The 21,530-nt window shown below is 69.8% G+C and carries 18 protein-coding genes; 8 read left to right on the forward strand and 10 right to left on the reverse strand.

Features of this window, described 5'->3' with window-relative positions; all coding sequences use genetic code 11:
- Positions 1–6 precede the first annotated feature (6 nt).
- The 3 genes from ACLQ25_RS16475 to ACLQ25_RS16485 form a co-directional block, all read right to left on the reverse strand.
- Positions 7–1,257 (reverse strand): M50 family metallopeptidase, encoded by a 1,251-nt coding sequence (locus ACLQ25_RS16475; RefSeq protein ID WP_425731743.1) that lies wholly within the window; start codon positions 1,255–1,257, stop codon positions 7–9.
- Entirely contained in the window at positions 1,257–2,474 is a 1,218-nt protein-coding gene (gene dxr / locus ACLQ25_RS16480) for a 1-deoxy-D-xylulose-5-phosphate reductoisomerase (protein WP_425731744.1), read from the reverse strand. Before dxr ends, ACLQ25_RS16475 begins: the two co-directional genes overlap by 1 nt.
- A 163-nt stretch (positions 2,475–2,637) precedes the next feature.
- Positions 2,638–3,210: a Uma2 family endonuclease gene (locus tag ACLQ25_RS16485; protein WP_425731745.1), complete on the reverse strand. Its 573-nt coding sequence runs from the start codon at positions 3,208–3,210 to the stop codon at positions 2,638–2,640.
- 128 nt (positions 3,211–3,338) lie between these two features.
- On the opposite strand from ACLQ25_RS16485, the gene ACLQ25_RS16490 reads away from it, so the two are divergent.
- Both ACLQ25_RS16490 and ACLQ25_RS16495 read left to right on the forward strand, forming a co-directional pair.
- Complete coding sequence (locus ACLQ25_RS16490; RefSeq protein ID WP_139586617.1) at positions 3,339–3,587, forward strand: hypothetical protein; 249 nt, start codon at positions 3,339–3,341, stop codon at positions 3,585–3,587.
- Positions 3,588–3,589: 2 nt separating this feature from the next.
- Positions 3,590–6,343 carry a DNA methyltransferase gene (locus ACLQ25_RS16495; protein ID WP_425731746.1) on the forward strand — a complete coding sequence of 918 codons (2,754 nt, stop codon included), beginning with the start codon at positions 3,590–3,592 and terminating at the stop codon, positions 6,341–6,343.
- 55 nt (positions 6,344–6,398) lie between these two features.
- On the opposite strand, the gene ACLQ25_RS16500 is transcribed toward ACLQ25_RS16495, so the two are convergent.
- Both ACLQ25_RS16500 and ACLQ25_RS16505 read right to left on the reverse strand, forming a co-directional pair.
- The gene (locus ACLQ25_RS16500; protein WP_425731747.1) at positions 6,399–6,596 is read right to left on the reverse strand and encodes a DUF397 domain-containing protein; all 198 of its coding nucleotides are present in this window, start codon (positions 6,594–6,596) and stop codon (positions 6,399–6,401) included.
- Complete coding sequence (locus tag ACLQ25_RS16505; protein ID WP_425731748.1) at positions 6,586–7,467, reverse strand: helix-turn-helix domain-containing protein; 882 nt, start codon at positions 7,465–7,467, stop codon at positions 6,586–6,588. Before ACLQ25_RS16505 ends, ACLQ25_RS16500 begins: the two co-directional genes overlap by 11 nt.
- Before the next feature lie 211 nt (positions 7,468–7,678).
- On the opposite strand from ACLQ25_RS16505, the gene ACLQ25_RS16510 reads away from it, so the two are divergent.
- Both ACLQ25_RS16510 and ACLQ25_RS16515 read left to right on the forward strand, forming a co-directional pair.
- Entirely contained in the window at positions 7,679–7,918 is a 240-nt protein-coding gene (locus ACLQ25_RS16510; protein WP_425731749.1) for a hypothetical protein, read from the forward strand.
- Between the two features lie 41 nt (positions 7,919–7,959).
- Positions 7,960–8,220, forward strand: a complete 261-nt coding sequence (locus tag ACLQ25_RS16515) for a hypothetical protein (RefSeq protein ID WP_425731750.1) — start codon at positions 7,960–7,962, stop codon at positions 8,218–8,220.
- Between the two features lie 66 nt (positions 8,221–8,286).
- On the opposite strand, the gene ACLQ25_RS16520 is transcribed toward ACLQ25_RS16515, so the two are convergent.
- Entirely contained in the window at positions 8,287–12,237 is a 3,951-nt protein-coding gene (locus tag ACLQ25_RS16520) for a CARDB domain-containing protein (RefSeq protein WP_425731751.1), read from the reverse strand.
- A gap of 376 nt (positions 12,238–12,613) precedes the next feature.
- On the opposite strand from ACLQ25_RS16520, the gene ACLQ25_RS16525 reads away from it, so the two are divergent.
- Positions 12,614–13,444: a YhjD/YihY/BrkB family envelope integrity protein gene (locus tag ACLQ25_RS16525; RefSeq protein WP_425731752.1), complete on the forward strand. Its 831-nt coding sequence runs from the start codon at positions 12,614–12,616 to the stop codon at positions 13,442–13,444.
- Here the strand turns inward: ACLQ25_RS16525 and ACLQ25_RS16530 are convergent, their stop codons facing one another.
- From ACLQ25_RS16530 to ACLQ25_RS16545, 4 genes are read right to left on the reverse strand one after another with little or no spacing between them, the layout of a single operon-like run.
- The gene (locus tag ACLQ25_RS16530) at positions 13,445–14,662 is read right to left on the reverse strand and encodes an ABC transporter permease (protein WP_425731753.1); all 1,218 of its coding nucleotides are present in this window, start codon (positions 14,660–14,662) and stop codon (positions 13,445–13,447) included.
- Positions 14,659–15,357 carry an ABC transporter ATP-binding protein gene (locus tag ACLQ25_RS16535; protein ID WP_425731762.1) on the reverse strand — a complete coding sequence of 233 codons (699 nt, stop codon included), beginning with the start codon at positions 15,355–15,357 and terminating at the stop codon, positions 14,659–14,661. The genes ACLQ25_RS16530 and ACLQ25_RS16535 overlap by 4 nt, the downstream gene beginning before the upstream one ends.
- A 44-nt stretch (positions 15,358–15,401) precedes the next feature.
- Positions 15,402–16,505 (reverse strand): efflux RND transporter periplasmic adaptor subunit, encoded by a 1,104-nt coding sequence (locus tag ACLQ25_RS16540; protein WP_425731754.1) that lies wholly within the window; start codon positions 16,503–16,505, stop codon positions 15,402–15,404.
- Positions 16,495–17,103: a hypothetical protein gene (locus ACLQ25_RS16545; protein WP_425731755.1), complete on the reverse strand. Its 609-nt coding sequence runs from the start codon at positions 17,101–17,103 to the stop codon at positions 16,495–16,497. Before ACLQ25_RS16545 ends, ACLQ25_RS16540 begins: the two co-directional genes overlap by 11 nt.
- Positions 17,104–17,225: 122 nt before the next feature.
- On the opposite strand from ACLQ25_RS16545, the gene ACLQ25_RS16550 reads away from it, so the two are divergent.
- The 3 genes from ACLQ25_RS16550 (at position 17,226) to ACLQ25_RS16560 (ending at position 21,508) form a co-directional block, all read left to right on the forward strand.
- On the forward strand, positions 17,226–17,927 hold the full coding sequence (locus ACLQ25_RS16550; protein ID WP_425731756.1) for a response regulator transcription factor: 702 nt from the start codon (positions 17,226–17,228) through the stop codon (positions 17,925–17,927).
- The gene (locus tag ACLQ25_RS16555; RefSeq protein WP_425731757.1) at positions 17,917–19,749 is read left to right on the forward strand and encodes a HAMP domain-containing sensor histidine kinase; all 1,833 of its coding nucleotides are present in this window, start codon (positions 17,917–17,919) and stop codon (positions 19,747–19,749) included. The genes ACLQ25_RS16550 and ACLQ25_RS16555 overlap by 11 nt, the downstream gene beginning before the upstream one ends.
- A 121-nt stretch (positions 19,750–19,870) precedes the next feature.
- Positions 19,871–21,508: a phytoene desaturase family protein gene (locus ACLQ25_RS16560; RefSeq protein WP_425731758.1), complete on the forward strand. Its 1,638-nt coding sequence runs from the start codon at positions 19,871–19,873 to the stop codon at positions 21,506–21,508.
- Positions 21,509–21,530: the final 22 nt, after the last annotated feature.

Raw genomic sequence — 21,530 nt, forward strand, 5'->3', positions numbered from 1 at the left:
CAGCACTCACCTTGGGAAGAGCGTGATCGGGTTGACGACGTCCGCGGTGATGGTCAGCAGCGTGAACACGCCACCGATCAGGATCACCGCGTACGTGAAGGGCATCAGCTTGAGATAGTCCACCCGACCCGGGTCGGCCCGGCCGATCCGCGCGTAGAGCCAGGAGCGGGCCCGCTCGAACCAGGCGATGGCGATGTGGCCGCCGTCCAGGGGGAGCAGCGGGAGCAGGTTGAACACGCCGATGAAGAAGTTCAGCGAGATGAAGAGCAGGACGAACATCAGCCAGGCCCCGTGGGCGACCGCCTCGCCGCCGAGGCGGCTGGCCCCGACCACGCTGATCGGGGTGTCCACGTCACGTTCGCCGCCGGTGATGGCGGTCCACAGCGCGGGGACCTTCTGCGGCAGCCGCTGCAACGCCTCGACGGTGCCGACGGCCAGCCCGCGGGTGAAGTCGCCGGTGGCGCCGAACGCGGCGACCGGACCGTACGTGACGAGGTTCGGGGTGGTGATGGTGAGCCCGACGCCGAGCGCGGCGACCGGACCGATGGTGCCCTTCGGGTTGTCGAGCGGCGGACGCTCCGTCTGGGCCAGCACGGTGCTGGTCTCGGCGGCCTGGCCGTCGCGGACGTACCCGATCTTCACGGTCTCGCCGGGCTTCAACGCGCGCAGCCCGGTGAGCATCTCACCGTAGTTGTTCACCGGCTTGCCGTTGAGTGAGGTGATCCGGTCGCCGTCGCGAAGCTGGGCCTGGGCCGCCGGGCTGGCCGGGTCACCGGGGGCGCAGGCGCGCTGGTCGATCTTCGGCATCACGCAGTCGGAGAGCGAGATCACCGCCGGCTCCTGCCGGACCTGCGCGTCGTTCGTGGGGAACTTGGGATTGGGCAGGCCGAGGGTGACGGCCGCCAGCCAGATGGTGACGAGCGCCAGCGCGAAGTGGGTGATCGAGCCCGCGGACATGACGATCGTGCGCTTCCACACCGGGAAGCGCCACATCGCGCGCGGCTCGTCGGCCGGGTCGACATCGTCGTCGTTCGGCGTCATCCCGACGATCTTGCAGAAGCCACCGAGGGGGATGCCCTTGATTCCGTACTCGGTCTCGCCCCGCTGGAACGACCAGATGGTGGGGCCGAAACCGACGAAGTACTTCGTGACCTTCATCCCGAACGCCTTGGCGGTCAGCATGTGACCCGCCTCGTGCAGGCTGACCGAGATGAGAATGGCCAGGGCGAAGAGGACCACCCCGAGCAGGTTAGACATCAAGCTCCTTCCACCGAACCCGCGATGATCTCCTGCGCGTGCGCGCGCGCCCACGACTCGGCCGCGAGCACGTCCTCGACGGTACCTGGTTCGCCGAAGTCCGGAGCCTCCTCCAACACCCGTCCGAGGGTGTCGACGATGCCGAGGAACGGCAGCCGCCCGGCCACGAACGCCGCCACGCACTCCTCGTTCGCCGCGTTGTAGATCGCCGGGCGGCAGCGTCCGGCCTCCCCGGCGGCCTTGGCGAGCGCCACGGCCGGGAACGCCTCGTCGTCCAGCGGCGCGAACTCCCAGGTGTGCGCGGCCGTCCAGTCGACGGCGGCGGCAGCCTCGGGCACCCGGTCCGGCCAGCCGATGCCGAGCGCGATCGGCAGTCGCATGTCCGGTGGGCTGGCCTGGGCGATCGTCGACCCGTCCACGAACTCGACCATCGAGTGGATCACCGACTGCGGGTGCACCATGACGGTGATGTCGGCGTAGGGCACGTCGAACAGCTCGTGCGCCTCGATCACCTCGAGCGCCTTGTTGACCATGGTCGCCGAGTTGATCGTGACGACCGGCCCCATGTTCCACGTCGGGTGCGCGAGCGCCTGCTCGGGTGTGACCTGCGTCAACTCGTCGCGCCCCCGCCCCCGCCCCCGGAACGGACCGCCGCTGGCCGTGACGACCAGCCGCCGCACCTCACCGCGCGACCCGGACCGCAGACACTGCGCGAGCGCCGAGTGCTCCGAGTCGACCGGGACGATCTGCCCCGGCCGCGTCACCGCGGCCTTGACCAGCGGGCCGCCGGCCACGAGCGACTCCTTGTTGGCCAACGCGAGAGTACGACCACCGCGCAGAGCGGCCAGCGTAGGAGCGAGGCCCAGCGAGCCGACCACCCCGTTGAGCACAACGTCGCACGGCCACTGCGCCAGCTCGGTCATGGCGTCCGGCCCGGCCACGATCTTGGGAAGCTTGAAGTCGCCGGTGGCCCAGCCGCGCCGGCTCGCCTCGGCGTAGAACGCGAGTTGCAGGTCCTGCGCGGCGGACGCCTTGGCCACCCCGACCGCCTCGACGCCCAGCTCCAGGGCCTGCGCGGCGAGCAACTCGACGTTGCCGCCACCCGCCCCGATCGCCACCACCCGGAACCGGTCCGGGTTGCGCCGGACGATGTCGATGGCCTGTGTGCCGATCGAACCGGTGGACCCGAGCAGAACAAGATCGCGGGGGGAAGTCACCGGGCCATTCTCCCCCACCGCCGCTGTGTGCCCGCTGGGAGCCTCAGCCACCCTTCGCGCGGCCCCCGGCCGTGATCGACTCGGGTTCATGGAAGTCGGGGCATCCGCGCCACCCGGACGGCCCGCCTTCAAGGAAAGCGAGTCGATCACGGGCTTGTAGGCGTCACCCCTCCGCGCCGGGCTGGTCGGGTGCCGCCTCCTCGCCGAGCAGGTCGGCCGGGTCGATCGAGAACTCGAACGGCTCCCGCATGACGAAACGCGTCCCGGCCGCAGCGGCGGCCACCGGCCGGTACTCGCCCTCGGTCAGCTCGTACAACGCGATGGTGGGCACTCGATTACGCAGGTCGACGCGCAGGAAGAACGGCACACCGGCGGCGGCGTACTCACGCGGGCGGTCGATGGTGTCCTTGCGCCGGTTCCCGGGAGAGACGATCTCCCCGAGAAGCACGGCGTGGTTGATCTCCATGGTCGTTCGGCCGCCGCCCGGAGCGTCGAGAAAGACGATGTTCACCTCGTGGTAGAGCCACAATGCCGCCCGGCGGGCCGCCTGCTTCAACAGGTAGCCGAGTTCCCGTTGAAGCGTTCGCCGGTAGAGGCATCCAGAAGGGGTGACGACGACGCAGCCGCGCATTACCTCCACCCGCGGGCCGTTGTTCTCGGGCAGAAGATCAAGCGCTGCCCTGGCCGTCCACCTATCGACGCGCCAGCCCAGCGCGTCGAAAGACTTCCGGGGCATGCCCTAAGGCTGCCAGGGCTCGGTCCGAAGCGACGCACAGTGGGTCCGGCGTTCCCCAGGTCACCGCTGCTCGCGTGTGGGCTCTGTCAGACCGTAGGCTGAGGCTGCTCGCCCCGAAAGGACCACACATGTCTGATCTTGACCATACTCCCGAGCAAGCCGCCCGCGAGGCCGGACTCCGCGAGGTCTCCGAGGCCCTCCTCAACATCGAGCAGGCCATCAAACGGACGGAGCGGGCGAAGCGGACCGCCGCCATGACGGTCGGCTGCGACGACCTCGCTCGGATGCTGGACACTGCCGCCCGCAACTTGGAAATTGCCCGCAAGGACCTGTTTCAGGGCGCCTACTTCTCTGCGGATTCACCTAAGCTCTTCTGACCATGCGCAGTGGTGAGCAGATCCGGGCAGCACTGATCAAGTTCGTCGGGCGGTGGCAGACCTACGCCGGCACGGAGCGCTCGGAGGCGCAGACCTACCTGAACGAGTTGTTCGAGTGTTACGGCCGTGACCGCAAGGACGCCGGCGCACTCTTCGAGGATGCTCACTCGTCCACCGGGATCATGGATCTGCACCTCCCGGGCCTGCTCATCGTCGAGATGAAGGCACCGAAGGAGACCACTCGCCTCGATCAGCATCGCAAGCAGGCCTTGGACTACTGGCACAATTCAGCAGACGTGAGTGTTGGACGGCCGGCACCCAAGTTCGTGGTGCTGTGCTCGTTCCATCGCTTTGAGATCTGGGAACCGGGTCAATATCCGAACGCCCCGCTGACGGCCTTCGACCTCGCCGAGCTACCCGACCGGTACGAGTCGCTGATGGTGCTCGCCGGAGACGAACCGCTGTTCCACCACAGCAACCGGGAGCTGACCAAGGCTGCTGCCATCGCGGTGGCCAATGTCTATCAGGGCCTCCTCGACCGGGAGGCTGCCCCGCCCGAGTCGATCCAACGGTTCATCCTGCAAATGGTCTGGCTTTTCTTCGCCGAGGACTACGGCATGATCGAGGGGCGACCGACCGAGCAGACGCTGAAGTTCCTTACCGAGGTCGGCGACGTCTGGTCGTCGTATCTGATGCTTGGCGGCCTGTTCACCTCGCTCAACGATCCCAACGACCATGGCCGGCAGGGCGTACTGAAGGGCACCCAGTACGTCAACGGAGATCTCTTCAACCAGCCGGCCCTGGTGCACCTGACCAAGGACGAGGCCCGCGAGCTGCTGCGGATTGCGGAGTACAACTGGAGGCAGGTCGATCCGACCATCTTCGGGTCGCTCATCGAGGGCTTCCTGAGCAGCGACCGGAGCGCCCTCGGCGCCCACTACACGCACGAGATCGACATCCTGAAGATCGTCCGGCCGACCATCGTCAAGCCGTGGCGAGCCCGAATCGAAGCGGCAACCACGCCCGACGAAGGCGTTGCCCTGCTGGAGGAACTCTGCGGGTTTCGGGTGCTCGACCCAGCCTGCGGCTGCGGCAACTTCCTCTACGTGGCATACCGGGAACTGCGGCATCTCGAATACACGTTAAAAGAGCGAATCACCGAGCTGGCCAAGTCCTCGGGTCTGCCCGTGCCGACCGGACTGCCGTACTTCCCGCTGGCCAACATGCAGGGCATCGACGTCGTGCCGATGGCCACCGCCGTGGCCCGGGTCACCCTGTGGATGGGCCACCGGCAGATGATCGAGAAATACGGCGCGGCCGAGCCACCGCTGCCGCTGGTCAGTCTCGGCTCGATCAGAACGCAGGATGCGTTGCGGGTCACCTGGCCGGAGACTGATTGCATCGTCGGCAATCCGCCGTTTCTGGGCTCGCAGTACATGCGGGAAGCCCACGGCGACGACTACCTCAAGTGGCTGACCAACACGTTCGGTGTCGGCATCAAAGACTTCTGCGTGTACTGGTTCCGCCGTGCCAACCAGCACCTCAAGCCGGGCCAACGAGCTGGCCTGGTCGGCACCAACTCGATCTCGCAGAACCGGGCCCGCTCCGCCAGCCTGGAGTACGTCACCGCCAACGGAGGCGTAATCACCGACGCAGTCTCCAGCCAGACCTGGCCGGGCGAGGCGAAGGTCCACGTCAGCCTGGTCAACTGGGTCAAGTCACCGAATCAACCACCGACCGAGTTCATCCTCGACAACGAGCCCGTCAGCGGCATCACCGCCGAGCTGAAGGTCCCAGGCTTCTCTACCGCCGAAGCGCTGCCCCTACTGGCCAACAAGGGCCGGTGCTTCCAAGGGCCGATACCGGTGGGGGACGGCTTCATTATCACGGAGCAAGAAGCGAGCCGCCTTCTCGCCGCGAAGGAAGCGACCTACCCCGATGTCGTCCGCCCCTACCTTGTTGGGGACGACATCGCCGACAATCCGGCGCAGCGCCCGACCCGATGGGCCATCGACTTTGCGCAACGTCCCCTGGAAGCCGCGATGAAGTATCCGGCCGCGCTACAGATCGTCCGGGAACGCGTCAAGCCTCTCCGGGACAGCAACAACCGCAAGGCAAGGCGTGACAAGTGGTGGCTCTTTGGTGAGCAGGCTGTAGGAATGCGGACAGCGCTCGCCGGCCTTCCGCGGTACATCGCGTCACAAGCTCAGGGCAAGCGACTGCTGTTGGCCTGGTGCGAGCCATGGACCTGTCCGAGCAACCTGACGAATGTCTTCGCCCTTGACGACGACTACTCGATGGGCGTCCTGTCATCATCCATCCACAGCGCATGGGCCTGGTCCCAGTCGTCGACCCTGAAGGGTGACCTCCGGTACACGCCGACCTCGGCGTTCCTGCCGTTCCCATGGCCTTACCCGGTGAGCGACGAGCAGCGGGAGCGGGTGGCCGAGGCGAGCCGACGAATGATCGCCCGCCGGCAGGAGATCTGCGCTGAGCAGCAGTTCGGGTTGACCAAGCTCTACAACCTGGTGGACGAGGGCGCTTACACCGACCTCAAGAAGCTCCACCGCGAGCTGGACGAGGCGGTCGCCGCCTCTTACGGCTGGCCGACGGCGACGGCTCAGGACAAGAATGATATCGCGAAGCGCCTGCTGGCGCTCAACGCCGAGATTGCCGCCGGCCAGCGACCCTACGATCCGTTCGCCGCACGCGACGGCAAGGCGGTCGCCCAGCAGCTTGGCCTGCCGATGAGCTGATTTTCGCGTGGGCTCCGGCGGATAACGCCAAACACCGGAGCCCACTCCGGCCCGCTCAGCTCGGGATGTCCAACCGCCCCGCTCGGGTCGACGCGATGAAGTTCGCCCAGGCCGACTCGGTGAAGGTCAGCGTCGGCCCCTGCCGGTCCTTGCTGTCGCGTACGCCGACCATTTCGGCGAAACCCGCCACCTCGACGCAGTCGCCCTCGCCGCCGGACCGGGTCGACGTCCGCCAGACTCCGTCACGCTCCATCGGTCATCTCCTTCGCTATGGCCGCGATCAGCTCACGGGACTCGTCGGCGCTCAGCGCCCGCTCGCCGAGGGAGCGCCAGGCATCCTCGTAGATCTCAATCTCGTGGGACTTGTCAAGGTAGACCGCGCCGCACGGACCGTCCATGTAGATCGTGGTCGGCTCCGGCTCGCGCACGTCGGACGGGAAGTCGAGCATGGTGAAGGTGCCGGCCTGCGCCCAGCGCACGAGGCCGGCGTCGAGCGGCAGCACCCGGACGGCGATGTTGTGTTGTCGCGACGACACCACCAGGGAATCCAACTGCCGGCCCATGGCCGCGCGATCCCGCAGTGGTCGGCGCAGCACCGCCTCGCCCAGGATGACGTCGAGGCGCGGAGCGCGCGGTATCGCACGGGCCAGCAACCGTTGCCGGCGCAGCCGCACGTCCACCTTCGCCTGGCGATCCGCCTCGCTCATCTGCGGGTGGTCGGTGGCGATGACCTCGGTCATGTACTCGACCGTCTGCAACAACCCGGGGATGAGGTCCGCCTCGTACTTGCGGATGCGGGTGGCGGCGGCCTCCAGGCCGACGTAGAGCTTGAACCAGTCCTTGATCGCTTCGCCGTAGCTGTGCCACCAACCGTGCGCCTTGGTTTCCCGCGCGAGCGCCCGCATCGTCTCGATCGTCTCCGGGGACGCGCCGTAGACGCGGCACATGGCCGCCACGTCGTTCGGGTGCATGGAGACCTGGCCGGTCTCGTACCGCCAGATCCTGGGTGCCGACCATTCCAATTCCTTGGCCGCCGCGGTAACCGTGACGTACGCGTTTTCGCGAAGCTCTCTCAGATATCTGCCGAGCTGCCTTCGTGGAACTGTGCTGCCGGAGTCGTCCACGTCATCTCCCTGACTGTCGTCGCGTAAGACACCTCGTCCCTTGGTCCGCATTCTTCTCCAAAAGATTGCGCTGGACCAGTAGTGGAATGAGCATCGTGGATGACCGGACGACAGCTCGGGGCAGTCACTCGCGTGAGCGTTATACCTCAGAGTGATATTTATTCCGGTGAGGTATAGCGCTCGTCGAGGTAGCCGCCCGGACGGGAGGACCATGGGCCCCATCGACGATCTGCCACTGCCGCCCCACGTGACCACGGAGGACGTCGTGTTCGCGCTGAGGGCGATCACCCTGCATGTCCCCGAGCCGCCTGACGGTGCGCGTTGTCGCAAGGACGAGGCAGCACACCCGTGCCGGCTGCACCGCTGGGGCCGCCGAGTCCTGGAACGGCGCGGCCTCACCGCTGAGCAGGTGCAGACGTTGATCGCAGGAGGAACGGTCGTACTGCGGTGAGCCACCGCAGCCCGGCAGCGCCCGACCACCGGGAGCCGGCGGTGACCGCGCCACGGTGGATCATCCACCTGCCGACCACGCTGACCAGCCTCGACGAGGTCACCGCCCTGGCCGTGGCACTGCGCGACTCGCTCGGTCACCTCGCCGTCATCGACTTCGGCGAGACCACGCTCAGCGAGGAGGACGCTCAGTTTCTGCGTACCCGCGTGTTCTGTGACGCCCGGCTCGACGGCGCGGGCCGGTGCCGGCGGCCCGACGCCCACGACGGCCCCTGCGCAATGGCGATCGACTCGGGTTCATGAAAATCGGGGTGTCCGCGAGCCGCGGACACCCCGATTTCATTGAAACCGTGTTGATCAAGCGGCGGGTTAGCCGCCGTTGATGACGAACTGCGAGCCCGGCTGGATGACGATGTTGCCGTCGGCCGAGTTCGTGATGGTCACGTTCGTCAGGTTGGCGTTGCCTCGTGCGCCGCTCATCGCGAGGATGCCGGCGCCGTTGTTCGACCTGTCGATCCGTACGTTGGTGATGGCGACGTTCGGCATGTTGCCGCCACCGTTCTTGAACTGGATGCCGTCGAACGTCGAGTCGACGATGTCGGTGTCCCGGATGGTGACGCCGGTGATGTCCCTGGTCGAGGGGAACAGGGTGATGGCACCGAACTCCTGGTCCTCGTTCCAGAAGGCGCCACCGGTGCGGTAGAGCCCGTTGTTGGCGATCAGCGTCGTGCCGGAGAACGGCAGCGGGTCGTGGTCGGTCGCCAGCATGATGCCCGGGTAGTTGGCGGTGTCGTAGACCAGGTTGTTCTCGATCGAGTTGTCGTAGCCGCCGTAGATGGCGATGCCGTTCGCCCGCCACGGCAACTGGATGGTGTTGTTGACGAAGTGGTTGTCGTGCGCGATGTCGACGCTGCGGTCCTTCACGTACGGGTTGGCCCAGACGGCGAGCGCGTCGTCGCCGGTGGTCCGGAAGGACGAGTTGAACACCCGCGAGTTGCGCGTGCCGTTGCTGAAGTTGATGCCGTCGGCGTACGTGTCGCGGATCCGCACGCCGCTGAACTCCAGCCCGTCGGCCGGCCCCCACAGGTCGGGGATGTTGTCGTAGTCGCGTCCCACCCAGACGCCGACGTTCGCGTGCTCGATCCAGACGTTGCTGATCTTGGTGCCGGTGCCGAACCGGCCGTTCAGACCGACGCCACCCTCGGCGTTACCGTCACCGCCCCGGATCCGGCCGGAGCCGAAGATGGCGATGTCGGAGATCTGGGTGTTCTTGTCGATGTCGAACCCGAAGTTGCCCTCGTGCGGGTGGTTGATGCCGCCCACCACGTTCTGCGGCTCGGTCAGCGTGTAGAGCTGCGAGTGCCACATGCCGGCGCCCCGGATGGTGACGTTGCTGATGCCGACCTGGTTGTGCGTACCCCGGTTCAGCGGGTCGTCGGTCAGGATCTTCTGCTCCTGCCGCCACTGACCGGCGGGGATCCAGACGCAGCTGATGACGCCGTTCTGGTCGTCGGTCACGGCCCGCTGGATGGCGGCGGTGTCGTCGAGCCCGTCGTTCGGGACCGCGCCGTACTGCGTGATCGACGTGCAGCCGGCCGGCTGGCTCGCCGCCGGTGCCACCTGCTCCAGGTCGATCATGTCGATGACGTAGAACGAGGCGGTGTCGCCCGAGTCGCGCTGCAACTTGAACCGGGTGCCCGCCGGGTACGACTGCGACAGCAGCGCGTTCGACTCGTCAAACAGCCGTCGGGCCTCGGCCTGCGGGGTGTTGGTCAGCGCCTCCGGCCCGTCGGTGTCGCCGTAGAGCCAGCTGTGCTTCGACGACAGGGTCAGCTTGCGGGAGAAGACGTCATTGACGTAGAGGCTGATGGTCGCCTCGATGCCGCCGCCACCGGGCGCGTCCGGGATGGAGTTGCGCACCACGATCGCGTTGGCCTGGTTGGCCGAGGTGAACTCGACGAACTGGCCGGTGCCGGTGAGGCGTACCGACTTGCGGCCCGAGGACTCGCTGGCGAAGTTCGTGTGCCCGAAGGTGCGCAGCGCGTCGGGCTCCAGCAGCGTGCCCGAGTAACGGCCGGCCTCCGCCTCGTACGAGACGTACGGCACCGCCGCGCCGCGTCCCACCACGATGGACTGGCTGAAGGTGTTGTTGCCCTCGTTGGTCTCGGCGACCACGTTTGTGGCGTCGGCGGTGGCGGTGATGGTCGCGCCGCCGCTGGTGGCGGTCCAGGTGCCGTTGACGGCCACGGTGGTCGTCGCGCCGGCGGCGATCGAGGCGGTGTTCGTGTTGAGCGTGGTGCCGCCCACCACCAGTCGGGTGACGGTGGTCGCGCCGGTCGCGGTGGTGCCCCGGTTGCGGACCGCCACGGTGAAGGTGACGGACGCCCCGACGGCCGGGTTGGGCGGGTTCGAGGCGATGCTCAGCACCTGCAGGTCAGGCCCCGGCGCCTGCGCCACCACCAGCGGCGACGCCGCGGTGAGGCTGTTGTTGCCGTTGTTCTGCTCGACGACCGTGTTGGTCGGGTCGACCACCGCCGACACGGCGTAGCTGCCCATCGGTCGCGTACCCGCGTTGAACGACACGGTCGTCGAGGCACCGGCGGCGAGCGCGCCCACCGTGGCGCTGCCGACGAGCGCCCCGGCCAGGCTGAAGTTCACCGTGGTGGCCGCCGCGGCGGCGGTGCCGATGTTCTGCACGACGGCCGAGAGCGTGATCGCGGAGACCTCGCTGGGCGACGTCGGTGACCAGGACAGCGAGCTGACGACCAGGTCCGGGTTGGGGGCCGGCGTGCCGCAGACTTCCAACTCGGCCACCTGGCCGGACGGAGCGCCGGTGTTGCCGGTGAACCGCAACTGCACGTCCGCCGTGGTCGCGCTGACCGGAATGGTCACCGTGTTGACGCCCTGGACGAACTGGTAGGCCGCCGCCGACACCAGGCTGGTGTACGACGACGACGCCTGGTCGCGGCCGAGGACCTGGATCGTCTGGGTACGGGTGCCCCAGGACGAGTCGGGGTTGAGCTTCACGGTGACGCCGGAGACCGAGTGGTTCGCGCCGAGCGCCACGGTGAGGTTCTGCGGGTAACTGACCGCGCCCTCCCAGTAGGTGCCGAGCTGCCCGTCGTTCGCCTTGTCGGGGGTGAAGGTGAAGGTGGAGCCGCTCGCCGTCATGCTCTTGCCCTGCGCCACGTTCGTGCAGGCCGGGGGGTTGCTCCCGGTCCGGGTGACGGTGTTGCTGTTGCCGGACAGGTTGCCGGCGCCGTCGCGGGCGCGGACGTAGTAGAAGACGGTCGCGGTCGCGGGCTGGCTGTCCTGATAGGTGAGGACCGTGCCCAGCGTCGCGATCAGGCTGCCGCCCCGGTAGACGTTGTAGCCGGCCAGGCCACTGCCACCGGTGTCGGTGGAGGCGCCCCAGGTGAGCGTGATCGTGCTGCCCGACGTGCTCTGCGACAGCGTCCCCGGCACGCTCGGCGCGGTGGTGTCACCGCTGCCGGTGCGGGTCACCGTGTTGCTGTTGCCGGAGACGTTGCCGGCGGCGTCGCGCGCCCGGACGTAGTACGACACGGTCGCCGTGGTGGGCTGCGTGTCGTTGAACGTGGTCACGGTCCCGACGGACTGGAGGAACGCGCCGTTGCGGTAGACGTCGTAGCCGGCGACGCCGCTACCGCCGGAGTTGTCGGTGGACGCGACCCAGGCGAGGCTGATGGTGGTGCCCGACTGGGTGTACGAGAGGTTGCCGGGCGCGCTCGGCGCGGTGGTGTCGGGGGTGGTGCCGCCGCTGCCGTACACCTCCAGCTCGGAGAGCTGCCCGGCCGGCCAGCCGCTGTTGGCGGTGATGGTGATCCGGACGTAGCGGGTGGAGGTGGCGCTGAAGTTGATCGTGGCGGTGCTGCCGCTCGCCGGGTTGAAGGTGTACGTCTGCGACCCGGCCAGGTCGGTGAACGACGAGCCGTCGGCGCTGCCCCGCACGCTCAACGTCTGCGTACGGGTGCCCCAGCCCGAGGTCGGCAGCTTCAGCACGACCTGGTTGACCGACTGCGACGAGCCGAGGTCGACCTGCACCCACTGGGGGAACGAGTTGTTGACGCTCTCCCAGTAGCTGCCCGCGTTGCCGTCGACGACCTTCGACGAGTCGTAGACGTCGGCGTGCCCGCTCTCCTGGGTGGGACGACCCTGGGCAAGGTTGGTGGCCGCCGCGGCGACGGCGCTGCTGGCGGCGGCCGGTTGGTCGGCGGGGCGGGCGGCGGCGGCCGGAGTGGCGAGGGCCGGGTTCGCGAGGGCGGTCGCGATCAGCGTGGTCGCGACTGTCGCCGCCACCATCCTGAACAGTGTCGCTCGTCGTCTCATGACTGTCCTGTCGTCGGGGGACGGTTGCCGCGGGCGGGGGTGACCGCGGGTGGGGGTGAGGGGTGCGGCGACATGCAAGACACGATTAGCGAGGATTTCCGAAGAGATGCACGAAACCGAGCATCCCTTTGTCGAAATCTTGCACGAGTTTGGCCAAATGTTACTGATGTGCTACGGGAGCGTCAACACTTCGACCTACGTGACTATTGATGGGCTTGCTCGCGGGTCAGCGCCGGGTGAAGGTCTCCAGCGCCTCGCCGCCGTACCAGTCGGTGCGCCGGCCGGTGACAACGGTCATGAACGGCGATCTTGGGGAGTGATTGCCCGCACGAAAGGGAAGGAGAAGCCGATGGGCAGCGGTTGGCAGCGCGCGAAACGGATCATCAGTGCCGCGTTCCGTCCGGTGCGCGGACGCGACCTGTCGCTGCACGCCGCGGCGATCACCTTCTACGGGGCGATCGCCGTGGTCCCGGTGGCGCTGCTGGCCCTCTGGCTCACCTCGCTGATCGCGGGCGCCGATCGGGTACGCCGGCTCACGTCGTACGCCGTGGAGGCCCTGCCGACGGCGATCGGCGCGCCCCGGGCGGTGGCCGCGCTGGTCGACGCCGGGGTGCAGTTGACCCCGCTGCTGGCCCTCGCCTCACTGCTGCCCGCGTCGCTGTACGGCGAAGGGCTGCGCCGGGCGTTCGTGTCGGTGGCGGCGCCGCGCACCGACGAGCACCTGGTGGGGTGGCGGGGTCGGCTGCTGTTGCTGCCGCTGCTCGCGCCGGCGCCCGCGCTGCTGCTGTCGATCCTGCTGGCGTTGCCGCTGACCACCCGCCTGGTGCGCCAGGGCGGCTGGGCCGGCGCGCTGGGCATCGTGCTGTCCTTCCTGGCGGTCTGGCTGGTGCTCACACCGGTGCTGATGTGGGTGTTCCGGGTGGTCGGGCCGGCATCGCCGGACTGGCTCTCCACCCTCGCCATCGGTTCGTTCACGGCGGCCAACCTCTCCGGGTTCCTGCACGGCTTCGTGCTGTTCGCGTCCCTGCCGCTGGACCTCGGCGTGCCGTTCGGAGGCTTCGACCCGATCGGCGCGGGCGTCGCCGTGCTCCTGTGGCTGTACGTGTTCCACGTGATCGTCCTGGCCGGCTACTCCGCGACCCTGGCACTCTCGCGTTGGCGCGCCCAGCGGCCGACCTGATCACGCGCTGGCGAGCGCTTCGGTGGGGGTGAGGCGGGCGGCGCGGATCGACGGGTAGACACCCGCCGCCATCCCGACCAGCATCGCGCCGGCGATGCCGCCGGCCACCGAGGTCACCGGGATCGTCGGTGGCCAGCCCTGGTAGCTGGCGTACCCGACGGTCGCGAGCACGCCGAGCACCGCTCCGGCGGCCCCGCCGAGCACCGATAGCAGCACCGACTCGGTGAGGAACTGCACCCGGATCTGGCCCCGGTTCGCGCCGAGCGCCCGGCGTAGACCGATCTCCCGGCGGCGCTCCAGCACCGAGATGACCATGGTGTTGGCCACCCCGATCCCACCGACCAGCAGCGCAACGGCGGCCAGCCCGAGGAACAGCGCGGAGAACGTGTTCTCGGTGGCCCGCTTGGCGGCGAGCGCGTCCGAGGGGCGACTGACCTGGATCAGTCCGGGCAACTGCGGGTCGAGGGTGGCCGGCAGCACGGCACGCACGTCCTCCAGCGCGGCCTCGCGGGCCCGCACGTACACGACGGTGGGATGCCCGTCGAAGCCGAGCAGGTTCCGGGCCGCGTCCCAGCCGACCAGCACCGACCGGTCCAGGTCGGGAGCGATGGGCAGCGGATCGAGTACGCCGATCACGGTGAACCACCGTTCGCCGACGAGCACCTGGGGCGGCCGGGCCGGGTCGACGGTGGCGAACCCGAGCCGGCTCGCGGCCACGTAGCCGAGGACGGCGGTCGGCAGCCGGGCCGTGCCGTCGTCCAGGAACCGGCCGACGCGGACCCGACCGTTGACGGTGTCCAGCAGATCCGGACGCGCGGCGAGGGTCGTGAGTCCCGACGTTTCGTAGCGGTCCACCAGGTCGTTGCGGCGGACCGCGACGTGGGTGTTCGCGACCGCGCTCACCGTCTCGACGGGCCCGATCCGGTCCACCATCGCCACCGACTCCGCCGGCAGCAGCACGGGCGGGTCCTGGTCCGGCACGGGTTCGGCGCGCAGCAGGTTGGTGCCGAGAGCGGAGAGCTGGTTCATGAGGTCGCGTTGGCTGGACGCCGGGATGCCGACCACGACGGTCATCGTGGCGATGCCGATGGAGATGCCCAGGGCGGACAGCGCCGCCCGCATCCGCCGGCTGGTCAGCCCGAGCAGACCGAGCCGGAGTACGTCGCTCGGGGCGAGCCGGGGCGGCCGGCCGCCGGGTGCCGCTGTCGGTGTGCTCATCGATGCGTCCTGTCGAGGGTGTCGGAGACGATCCGCCCGTCGCGGATGTCCACCTGCCGAGGGGTACGGGCGGCGAGGTCCCGATCGTGGGTGATCATGGCGATGGTGGTGCCCTCGGCGTGCAGGCTCAGCAGCAGCGCCAGGACCGCCTCGCCGTTGGCGGTGTCCAGGGCTCCGGTCGGCTCGTCGGCCAGGACCAGCGCCGGGTCGTTGACCAGCGCTCGCGCGATGGCGACCCGCTGGCGTTCCCCGCCGGAGAGCTGGTGCGGCAGGTGGTCGACGCGGTGCGCCAGGCCGACCCGGGCCAGCGCGTCGACGGCCGTACGGCGACGGCGACGACGGGGTACGCCGGCATAGAGCAGCCCGGTGGCGACGTTCTCGGCGGCGTCGAGCCCTCCGACGAGGTGGAACTGCTGGAACACGAAGCCGAGCCACCGGCCCCGCAACGCGGAGAGCCGCCGGTCGGACAGCTCCGTCACCTCCTGCCCGGCGACGCGTACCCGGCCGCTGGTGGGCAGGTCGAGCGTGCCCATGATGTTCAGCAGGGTCGACTTGCCGGACCCGGACGGTCCGACGATGGCGAGGAGTTCTCCCGCGCGTACGGTCAGCGAGACGTCGTCCAGGGCGGTCACGCCGCCCGGGTACGTCCGGCTCACCCCGTCGAGCTGCAGGACCGGTTCCGCGTACGCCGGGATCACCTCGGTCGGCGCGTCCCGGACCGGGAAGGGGATGACCGTGCTCACGCGGCGGTCACCACCGTGAGCCCCTCGGTGACACCGTCCCCGCTGACCTCGACGAGCCCCCGGGAGAACATCCCGGTCTCCACGGCCAGCAGCCCGCCGTCGGGCAGTTGGAGGGCGTACCCGCCCTCGCGGAGCGCCACCAGCGCGCCGACCGGTACGGCCAGCACGTTCCGGCGGGCGCTCGTGGTGAACGTGACCTGGACCGACGCCGCGTCCAGCTTCCCCACGTCCGACGCCCTGGCCGGCGTGACGAGGACGTCCACCTTGGGTGGGCCGGCCTGACCGGCCCCCGCGTCCGGGCCTGCGCCCTGCACCGTGTGGGAGATCGAGGCGACCCGACCGGGGACCTCGGTCGTGTCGGGCAGGGTGATCGCGACAGTCGCACCCACCCGGATGCTGCCGACCTCGGTCGCCTCGACCGCGACGGTCACCAGCTTGACCTTCTCGGTGACGGCCACCAACTCGCCGCCGACCGGGTCACCGGGCAGGGCCTTCACCGCGCTCACCCGGACCGGCCCCGGCAGCACGACCGCCTGCCCGACCTCGATCCGGCCGGTGGGCTCCACGTCGAGCGCCTGCTGCCACTTCTTGATCGCGGCCACCAGCGTGTCGGTGAGCAGGGCCCGACCCGGGCCGATCTTCGTGCCGTCCTTCGAACGGGTCGGCTGCGTGCCGATGGCGTACCCGAGCGCCCTCAGGTTGTCCCGCACGATCAGCACGTCGCTGCCCACCAGGCCGGGTTTGTCGAGGGTACGAAAGAGCGGGGTGCCGCCGAACAGCACCGGCACCGGCCGGTCGTCGACCCAGTACAGGGGCTTGCCACGGACCACCGTGTCACCGACCTTCGGCAGGCGGGTGACGACGCCCTCGCCGGCGCCCTTGACCACCCGCTCCGGGCCGAAGCCGAGCGTCCCGTCGAGAGAGCGGCTGTCCGACAGGTCGGTGCGGGTCACCGTGGCCGTCGTCACCGGCGGCGGGCCGCTCGCCGTACCGTCGTCGTGCCGCCGCAGGGTCAGCGCCGTGACGCCCGCGCCGACGGCGACCACGACTGTCACCAGGGCCGCGACGAGCGCGGTCCGCCGCTTCGGCCTACCGTCCACCGAAGGCCTCCATCGTGCACTCGCGCTCCACCTTCGAGAGCGCCGGTCCGTCGAAGCCGCCCGACGGGTCGGCGACCCCGTCGTCGTACGTCCAGCCGGAGCCGTCCGGGAGCGAGTGGATCTTCATGCCGCGACCCCGTAGGCACTGCACGTAGTCGTTCCACTGGCTCTCGTAGTTCGGGTTCCTCTTCTCGTCCAGCTCCGGCGGCTGAAGGGGCAGCTTGTTGGCGCACGCCACGTACGCCGCCTTCGGCTCGCCACTCTGGTCGAGGGAGATGCCCGGGCCGCTCCCCGTAGCACCGGCCGAGCGGCCCTTGTTCTCCTTCACGCCGTTGTCCCGCAGGCAGAGGTGGTACGCGTACCAGAGCCGGTTCTCCTCGTCGTCGGTCGTGTCCAGCCGCAACTGCGGCCGACCGATCGTGGCCGCGCCGGACGTGGAGGCGCCGGACGTGGAGGCGCTCGGCGTGGCGGACGCCGTGGCGAGGGAGGCGACGTCGGCGGCGCCCTCGGCGGCGGACTTCTCACCGCCGCAGCCGGCGAGGACGGTGGCGAACAGGGTGAGCGCGGCGAACCCGGCTCGTCGTGGTGCGTTCGTCATGGCGGCAGCCTCACGAACAGTTGTCAGAGACCTGTCAGGAAGCGGTCCTCATCCGGTAGCCCCAGCTCACGGGCGTCGCCGACGGCGGTTCAGGACGGCCCGCAACACGTACAGTCGCTGCCGTGACCGCGCGGGTGCTGATAGCCGAGGACGACGAGAAGCAGGCCGAGTTGGTCCGCCGCTACCTGGAGCGGGAGGGGCACACGGTCGTCGTCGTCGGCGACGGGCGGGCCGCCCTGGAGCACCTTCGCCAGCGCCCGCCGGACCTGCTGATCCTCGACGTGATGATGCCGAAGGTCGACGGCCTGGACGTCTGCCGCATCCTGCGCCGGGAATCCGACCTGCCCGTGCTCATGCTGACCGCCCGCGCCACCGAGGACGACCTGCTGCTCGGCCTCGACCTGGGCGCCGACGACTACATGACGAAGCCGTACAGCCCCCGCGAGCTGGTGGCCCGGGTACGGACGCTGCTGCGCCGGGGCCAGCGGACGACGCACGCGACCGACCCGGTGCTGCGGGTCGGCGACCTGCACGTCGACCCGATCCGCCACGAGGTACGCGTCGACGGACGACGCGTCGACTGCACGCCGGGCGAGTTCCAACTGCTCCAGGCGATGGCCGCCCAGCCGGGACGGGCCTTCACCCGGGACCAGCTCCTCAGCCACCTGCACGGCTTCGACAAGTACATCACCGGCCGGACCGTCGACGTCCACGTCATGAACCTGCGCCGGAAGATCGAGCCGAACCCGCGCCGACCGGTCCGCCTGCTGACCGTCTACGGCGTCGGCTACAAGCTGGCGGAGGCGAGCCACCATGCGGCGTGAGGTGCCGCTGCACCGCAGCCTGCTGCTCCGGTTGCTCGCGCTGGCCGTCCTCATCGCCGTGGGCTCGATCGCCGCCACGGCCTGGCTGGCCGTCCGCACCACGACCGGGGCGATCCGGCAGGAACAGGGCCAGGCGCTCGCCGACGACGCCCGCATCTACGACACCCTGATCGGTTACGCGGCGACCCACCCGAGCTGGGACGGTGTCGACACCGCCCTGCGACCGCTCGCCGAGCAGGTGGGCCGACGCATCACGCTGACCACCGAGTCGGGCACGCCACTCGCCGACTCGGCGCCGCAGGCCGGTCCGCTGCCCACCAAGCCCTCCGCGACCATCGACGCGCTCGCCGTCGACACCACCCTGACCCCGGGCTCCCCCGGGGCCGTCGACGCCGCGCGCATCGACCCCCGCGCCGCCGGCCCGTACCTGCTCCCGCCCGACGAGCGCCGCACACTGCTCAACCGGGCGGACCAGGCCGTGCTGTGCCTGCGAGTACGGCCCAGAATCGCGGCCGTCGTGGCGCAGGGCCCGACCGGCCGACCCCGGATCGAGACCCCCGGCACCGAGCTGGGCGACGACGCCGTCTGCGTCGAGTCGCGGGAGAAACTGGCCAACCCGACCGCCACCGAGAGCAAGGGCCTGGCGCAGCTCAACGCGTTGGTGAACACCTGCCTGGCCCGTCGCAAACTGGCGCCCGTGACCGTCGACCTGGACTGGACGTGGAAGACGCCGCCCGCCCCCGCGCGGAGCAGCCGCGCGGACGTCACCGAGGCCGACCAGGGCCACAGCCAGGCGGTCAACGCCTGTCTGGGCACCAGCCGCAGGGAACAACTTCTCCCGTACGTCGCCCCGGCGGCGACCCTGTTCGTCTCCGATCCGGGCGGTCGGCCCACCACGACCTTCGACCTGTCCCGCGCCAACCAGGCCCGCATCGTGGCGGTCGCCGGTCTGGTGCTGCTGGTGACCGTCGGTGTCACGGTGCTGGCCGGTGTCCGGCTGACCCGTCCGCTGCACGCGCTGACCGGTGCTGCCCAGCGGATGCGCGACGGCGACGGCGCGGCCCGTGTCCGCGTCACCGGTCGGGACGAGATCGCCCGGCTGGCGGAGGCGTTCAACGACATGTCCGAACGACGCGAACGCCTCGAACAGCTCCGTCGCGCCATGGTCAGCGACATCGCCCACGAGCTCCGCACCCCGGTCACCACGATCCGGGGCTGGTTGGAGGCCGCCGAGGACGGCGTCGCACCGCTGGACCGGAGGTTGGTGTCGTCGCTGCTGGAGGAGGCGACGTTGCTGCAACACGTGATCGCCGACCTGCAGGATCTCGCCGAGGCGGAGGCGGGCGCGCTGCGGCTGCACCCCGAGACGGTCTACCTCGCCGACCTGCTGGGCCAGGTGGCCGAGGCGTACCGCGTGCAGGCCGACCGGGCCGGCGTGACGCTCTCGGTGCTCCTCGATGCCGACCCGCAGGTGTACGCCGACCCGGTGCGACTGCGTCAGGTCGTCGGCAACCTGGTCGGCAACGCGGTACGCCACACTCCGACCGGCGGGAGTGTCACCATCAGCGCCGGGTCGGCCGACGGGCAGGTGAGGATCGCCGTCGCCGACACGGGCAGCGGCATCAGCGCCGAGCATCTGCCCCGGGTGTTCGACCGCTTCTGGCGGGCGGAGAAGTCCCGCAGCCGGCAGACCGGCGGCAGCGGCCTGGGCCTGGCCATAGTCCGTAAGTTGGTGGAAGCCCACGAGGGCACGGTCGAGGCCGAGAGCACCCCCACAAAAGGCTCAACCTTCACGGTCCACCTCCCCACCCACCGCGGTTGATCAAGAGGTTCGCGTCATCCGGACGGCTTTTCCTGACGCGAACCTCTTGATCACCGGGTTGCAGCGGGCGGTGGGGTGGCCGGGGGGTGGGGGGTGGGGGGTGGGACTAGGCTGCGGCGGCATGAGTGGTGAGATTCCGGCTCGGGTTGACGTCGTCGTCGTCGGGAGCGGGCACAACGGTCTGGTCTCCGCAGTTCTGCTGGCCCGCGCCGGCCTGGACGTCCTCGTGCTGGAGGCCGCCGACGTGATCGGTGGCGCGACCCGCACCGAGAACCCGTTCCCGAAGGTGCCGGGGCTGCGCCACTCCACCGGCTCGTACCTGCTCGGGCTGATGCCACCGGAGCTGCTCGCCACCCTCGACGTACGCATCCCGGTGCTGCGCCGCGACCCGCACTACTTCCTGCCCACGCCGGGTGGCCTCGGCTCGCCGTACCTGCTCTTCGGCAGTGACACCGCCGCCACCCGGGCGCAGCTCACCGAGTTCTTCTCCCCCGCCGACGTGGCCGCTGACGACGCCATGCAGGCCGAGCTCGCCGCGCTACGCGAAGACCTCGCCCCCGCCTGGCTGGCCGAGCCCCTGAGCGTCGAGGAGACCGCCGAGCGCCACGTCCGCCCGGCACTGCGGCAGGTCTTCGTCGACCTGGTCCGCGGGTCGGTCGCCGACTACCTGGCCCGCTTCGAGTTCCGATCCGAACTGCTGATCAGCATGTACGCCGTCACCGACGGCCTCTCCGGCCTCAACGCCGGCCCGGACGACCCCGGGACGGGCCACAACTTCCTCGTGCACAACATGTGCCGGCTACCCGGCTCGGGCGGCACCTGGATGATCGCCGAGGGCGGCATGGGCACCGTCTCGCGGACGTTCGCCGACGCCGCACGCGCCGCCGGGGCCACCATCGCAACGGGTACGCCGGTGAGCGCGGTGACCCTCGACGGCGGCGCGGCCAGCGGCGTCGTACTGGCCGACGGCCGGCAGGTCGCGGCGAAGGTGGTGCTCGGCGCGTGTGACCCGTACACCCTGATGGAGCTGTTGCCCGACGGCGCGCTCCCGGCGCGACTCGGCGAACGGATGGCGGCGGTCCGCCGGCCCGGCACCACCCTCAAGCTCAACCTGGCGCTCAGCGGCCTGCCCCGCTTCTCCTGCCTGCCGGCCGACGCGCCGAGCCCGTTCGGGTCGACCATCCACCTGCTGCCCGGCTCCGCGTCGCTGGTCGGCGGCGACGCCCCATCGCCGATGACCGCGCTGCGCGACATGTGGACGGACGTGCAGGCCGGGCGGCTGCCGGCCGAGCCGACCATCGAGTGGTACCTGCACACCACCGTCGACCCGTCGCTCTCCGACGCCGCCGGGCACCACTCGTCGGCGCTGTTCGTCCAGTCGGTGCCCTACGAGCTGACCGGCACCACCTGGGACGCGGAACTGCCCGGCTACGTCGACCGACTCATCGAGATCGTCGAACGGTACGCCCCCGGCACCGCCGACCTGATCGCCGACGCGGTGCCGCTGCCGCCACCCGGCATCGAGGCGCACTTCGGCATCTCCGGCGGGCACATCCACCACGTCGACAACACCGTCTCGTTCACCGACCGGATGCCCTACGCCACCGGCATCGACGGCGTGTACGCGGGCAGCGCCGGCTGCCACCCGGCCGGCAGCGTGATCGGCGCCGCCGGCCACAACGCCGCCCGCCGGATCCTCGCGGACCTAGATGATCGATTCCAAGGGGTCAGTGGTCGTAGGCGGTCAGGGATCGCATGACCGGTTGGCCGGTGTGCCAGTT

The sequence above is a fragment of the Micromonospora sp. DT44 genome (genome assembly GCF_049841635.1).
Taxonomy (GTDB): Bacteria; Actinomycetota; Actinomycetes; order Mycobacteriales; family Micromonosporaceae; genus Micromonospora.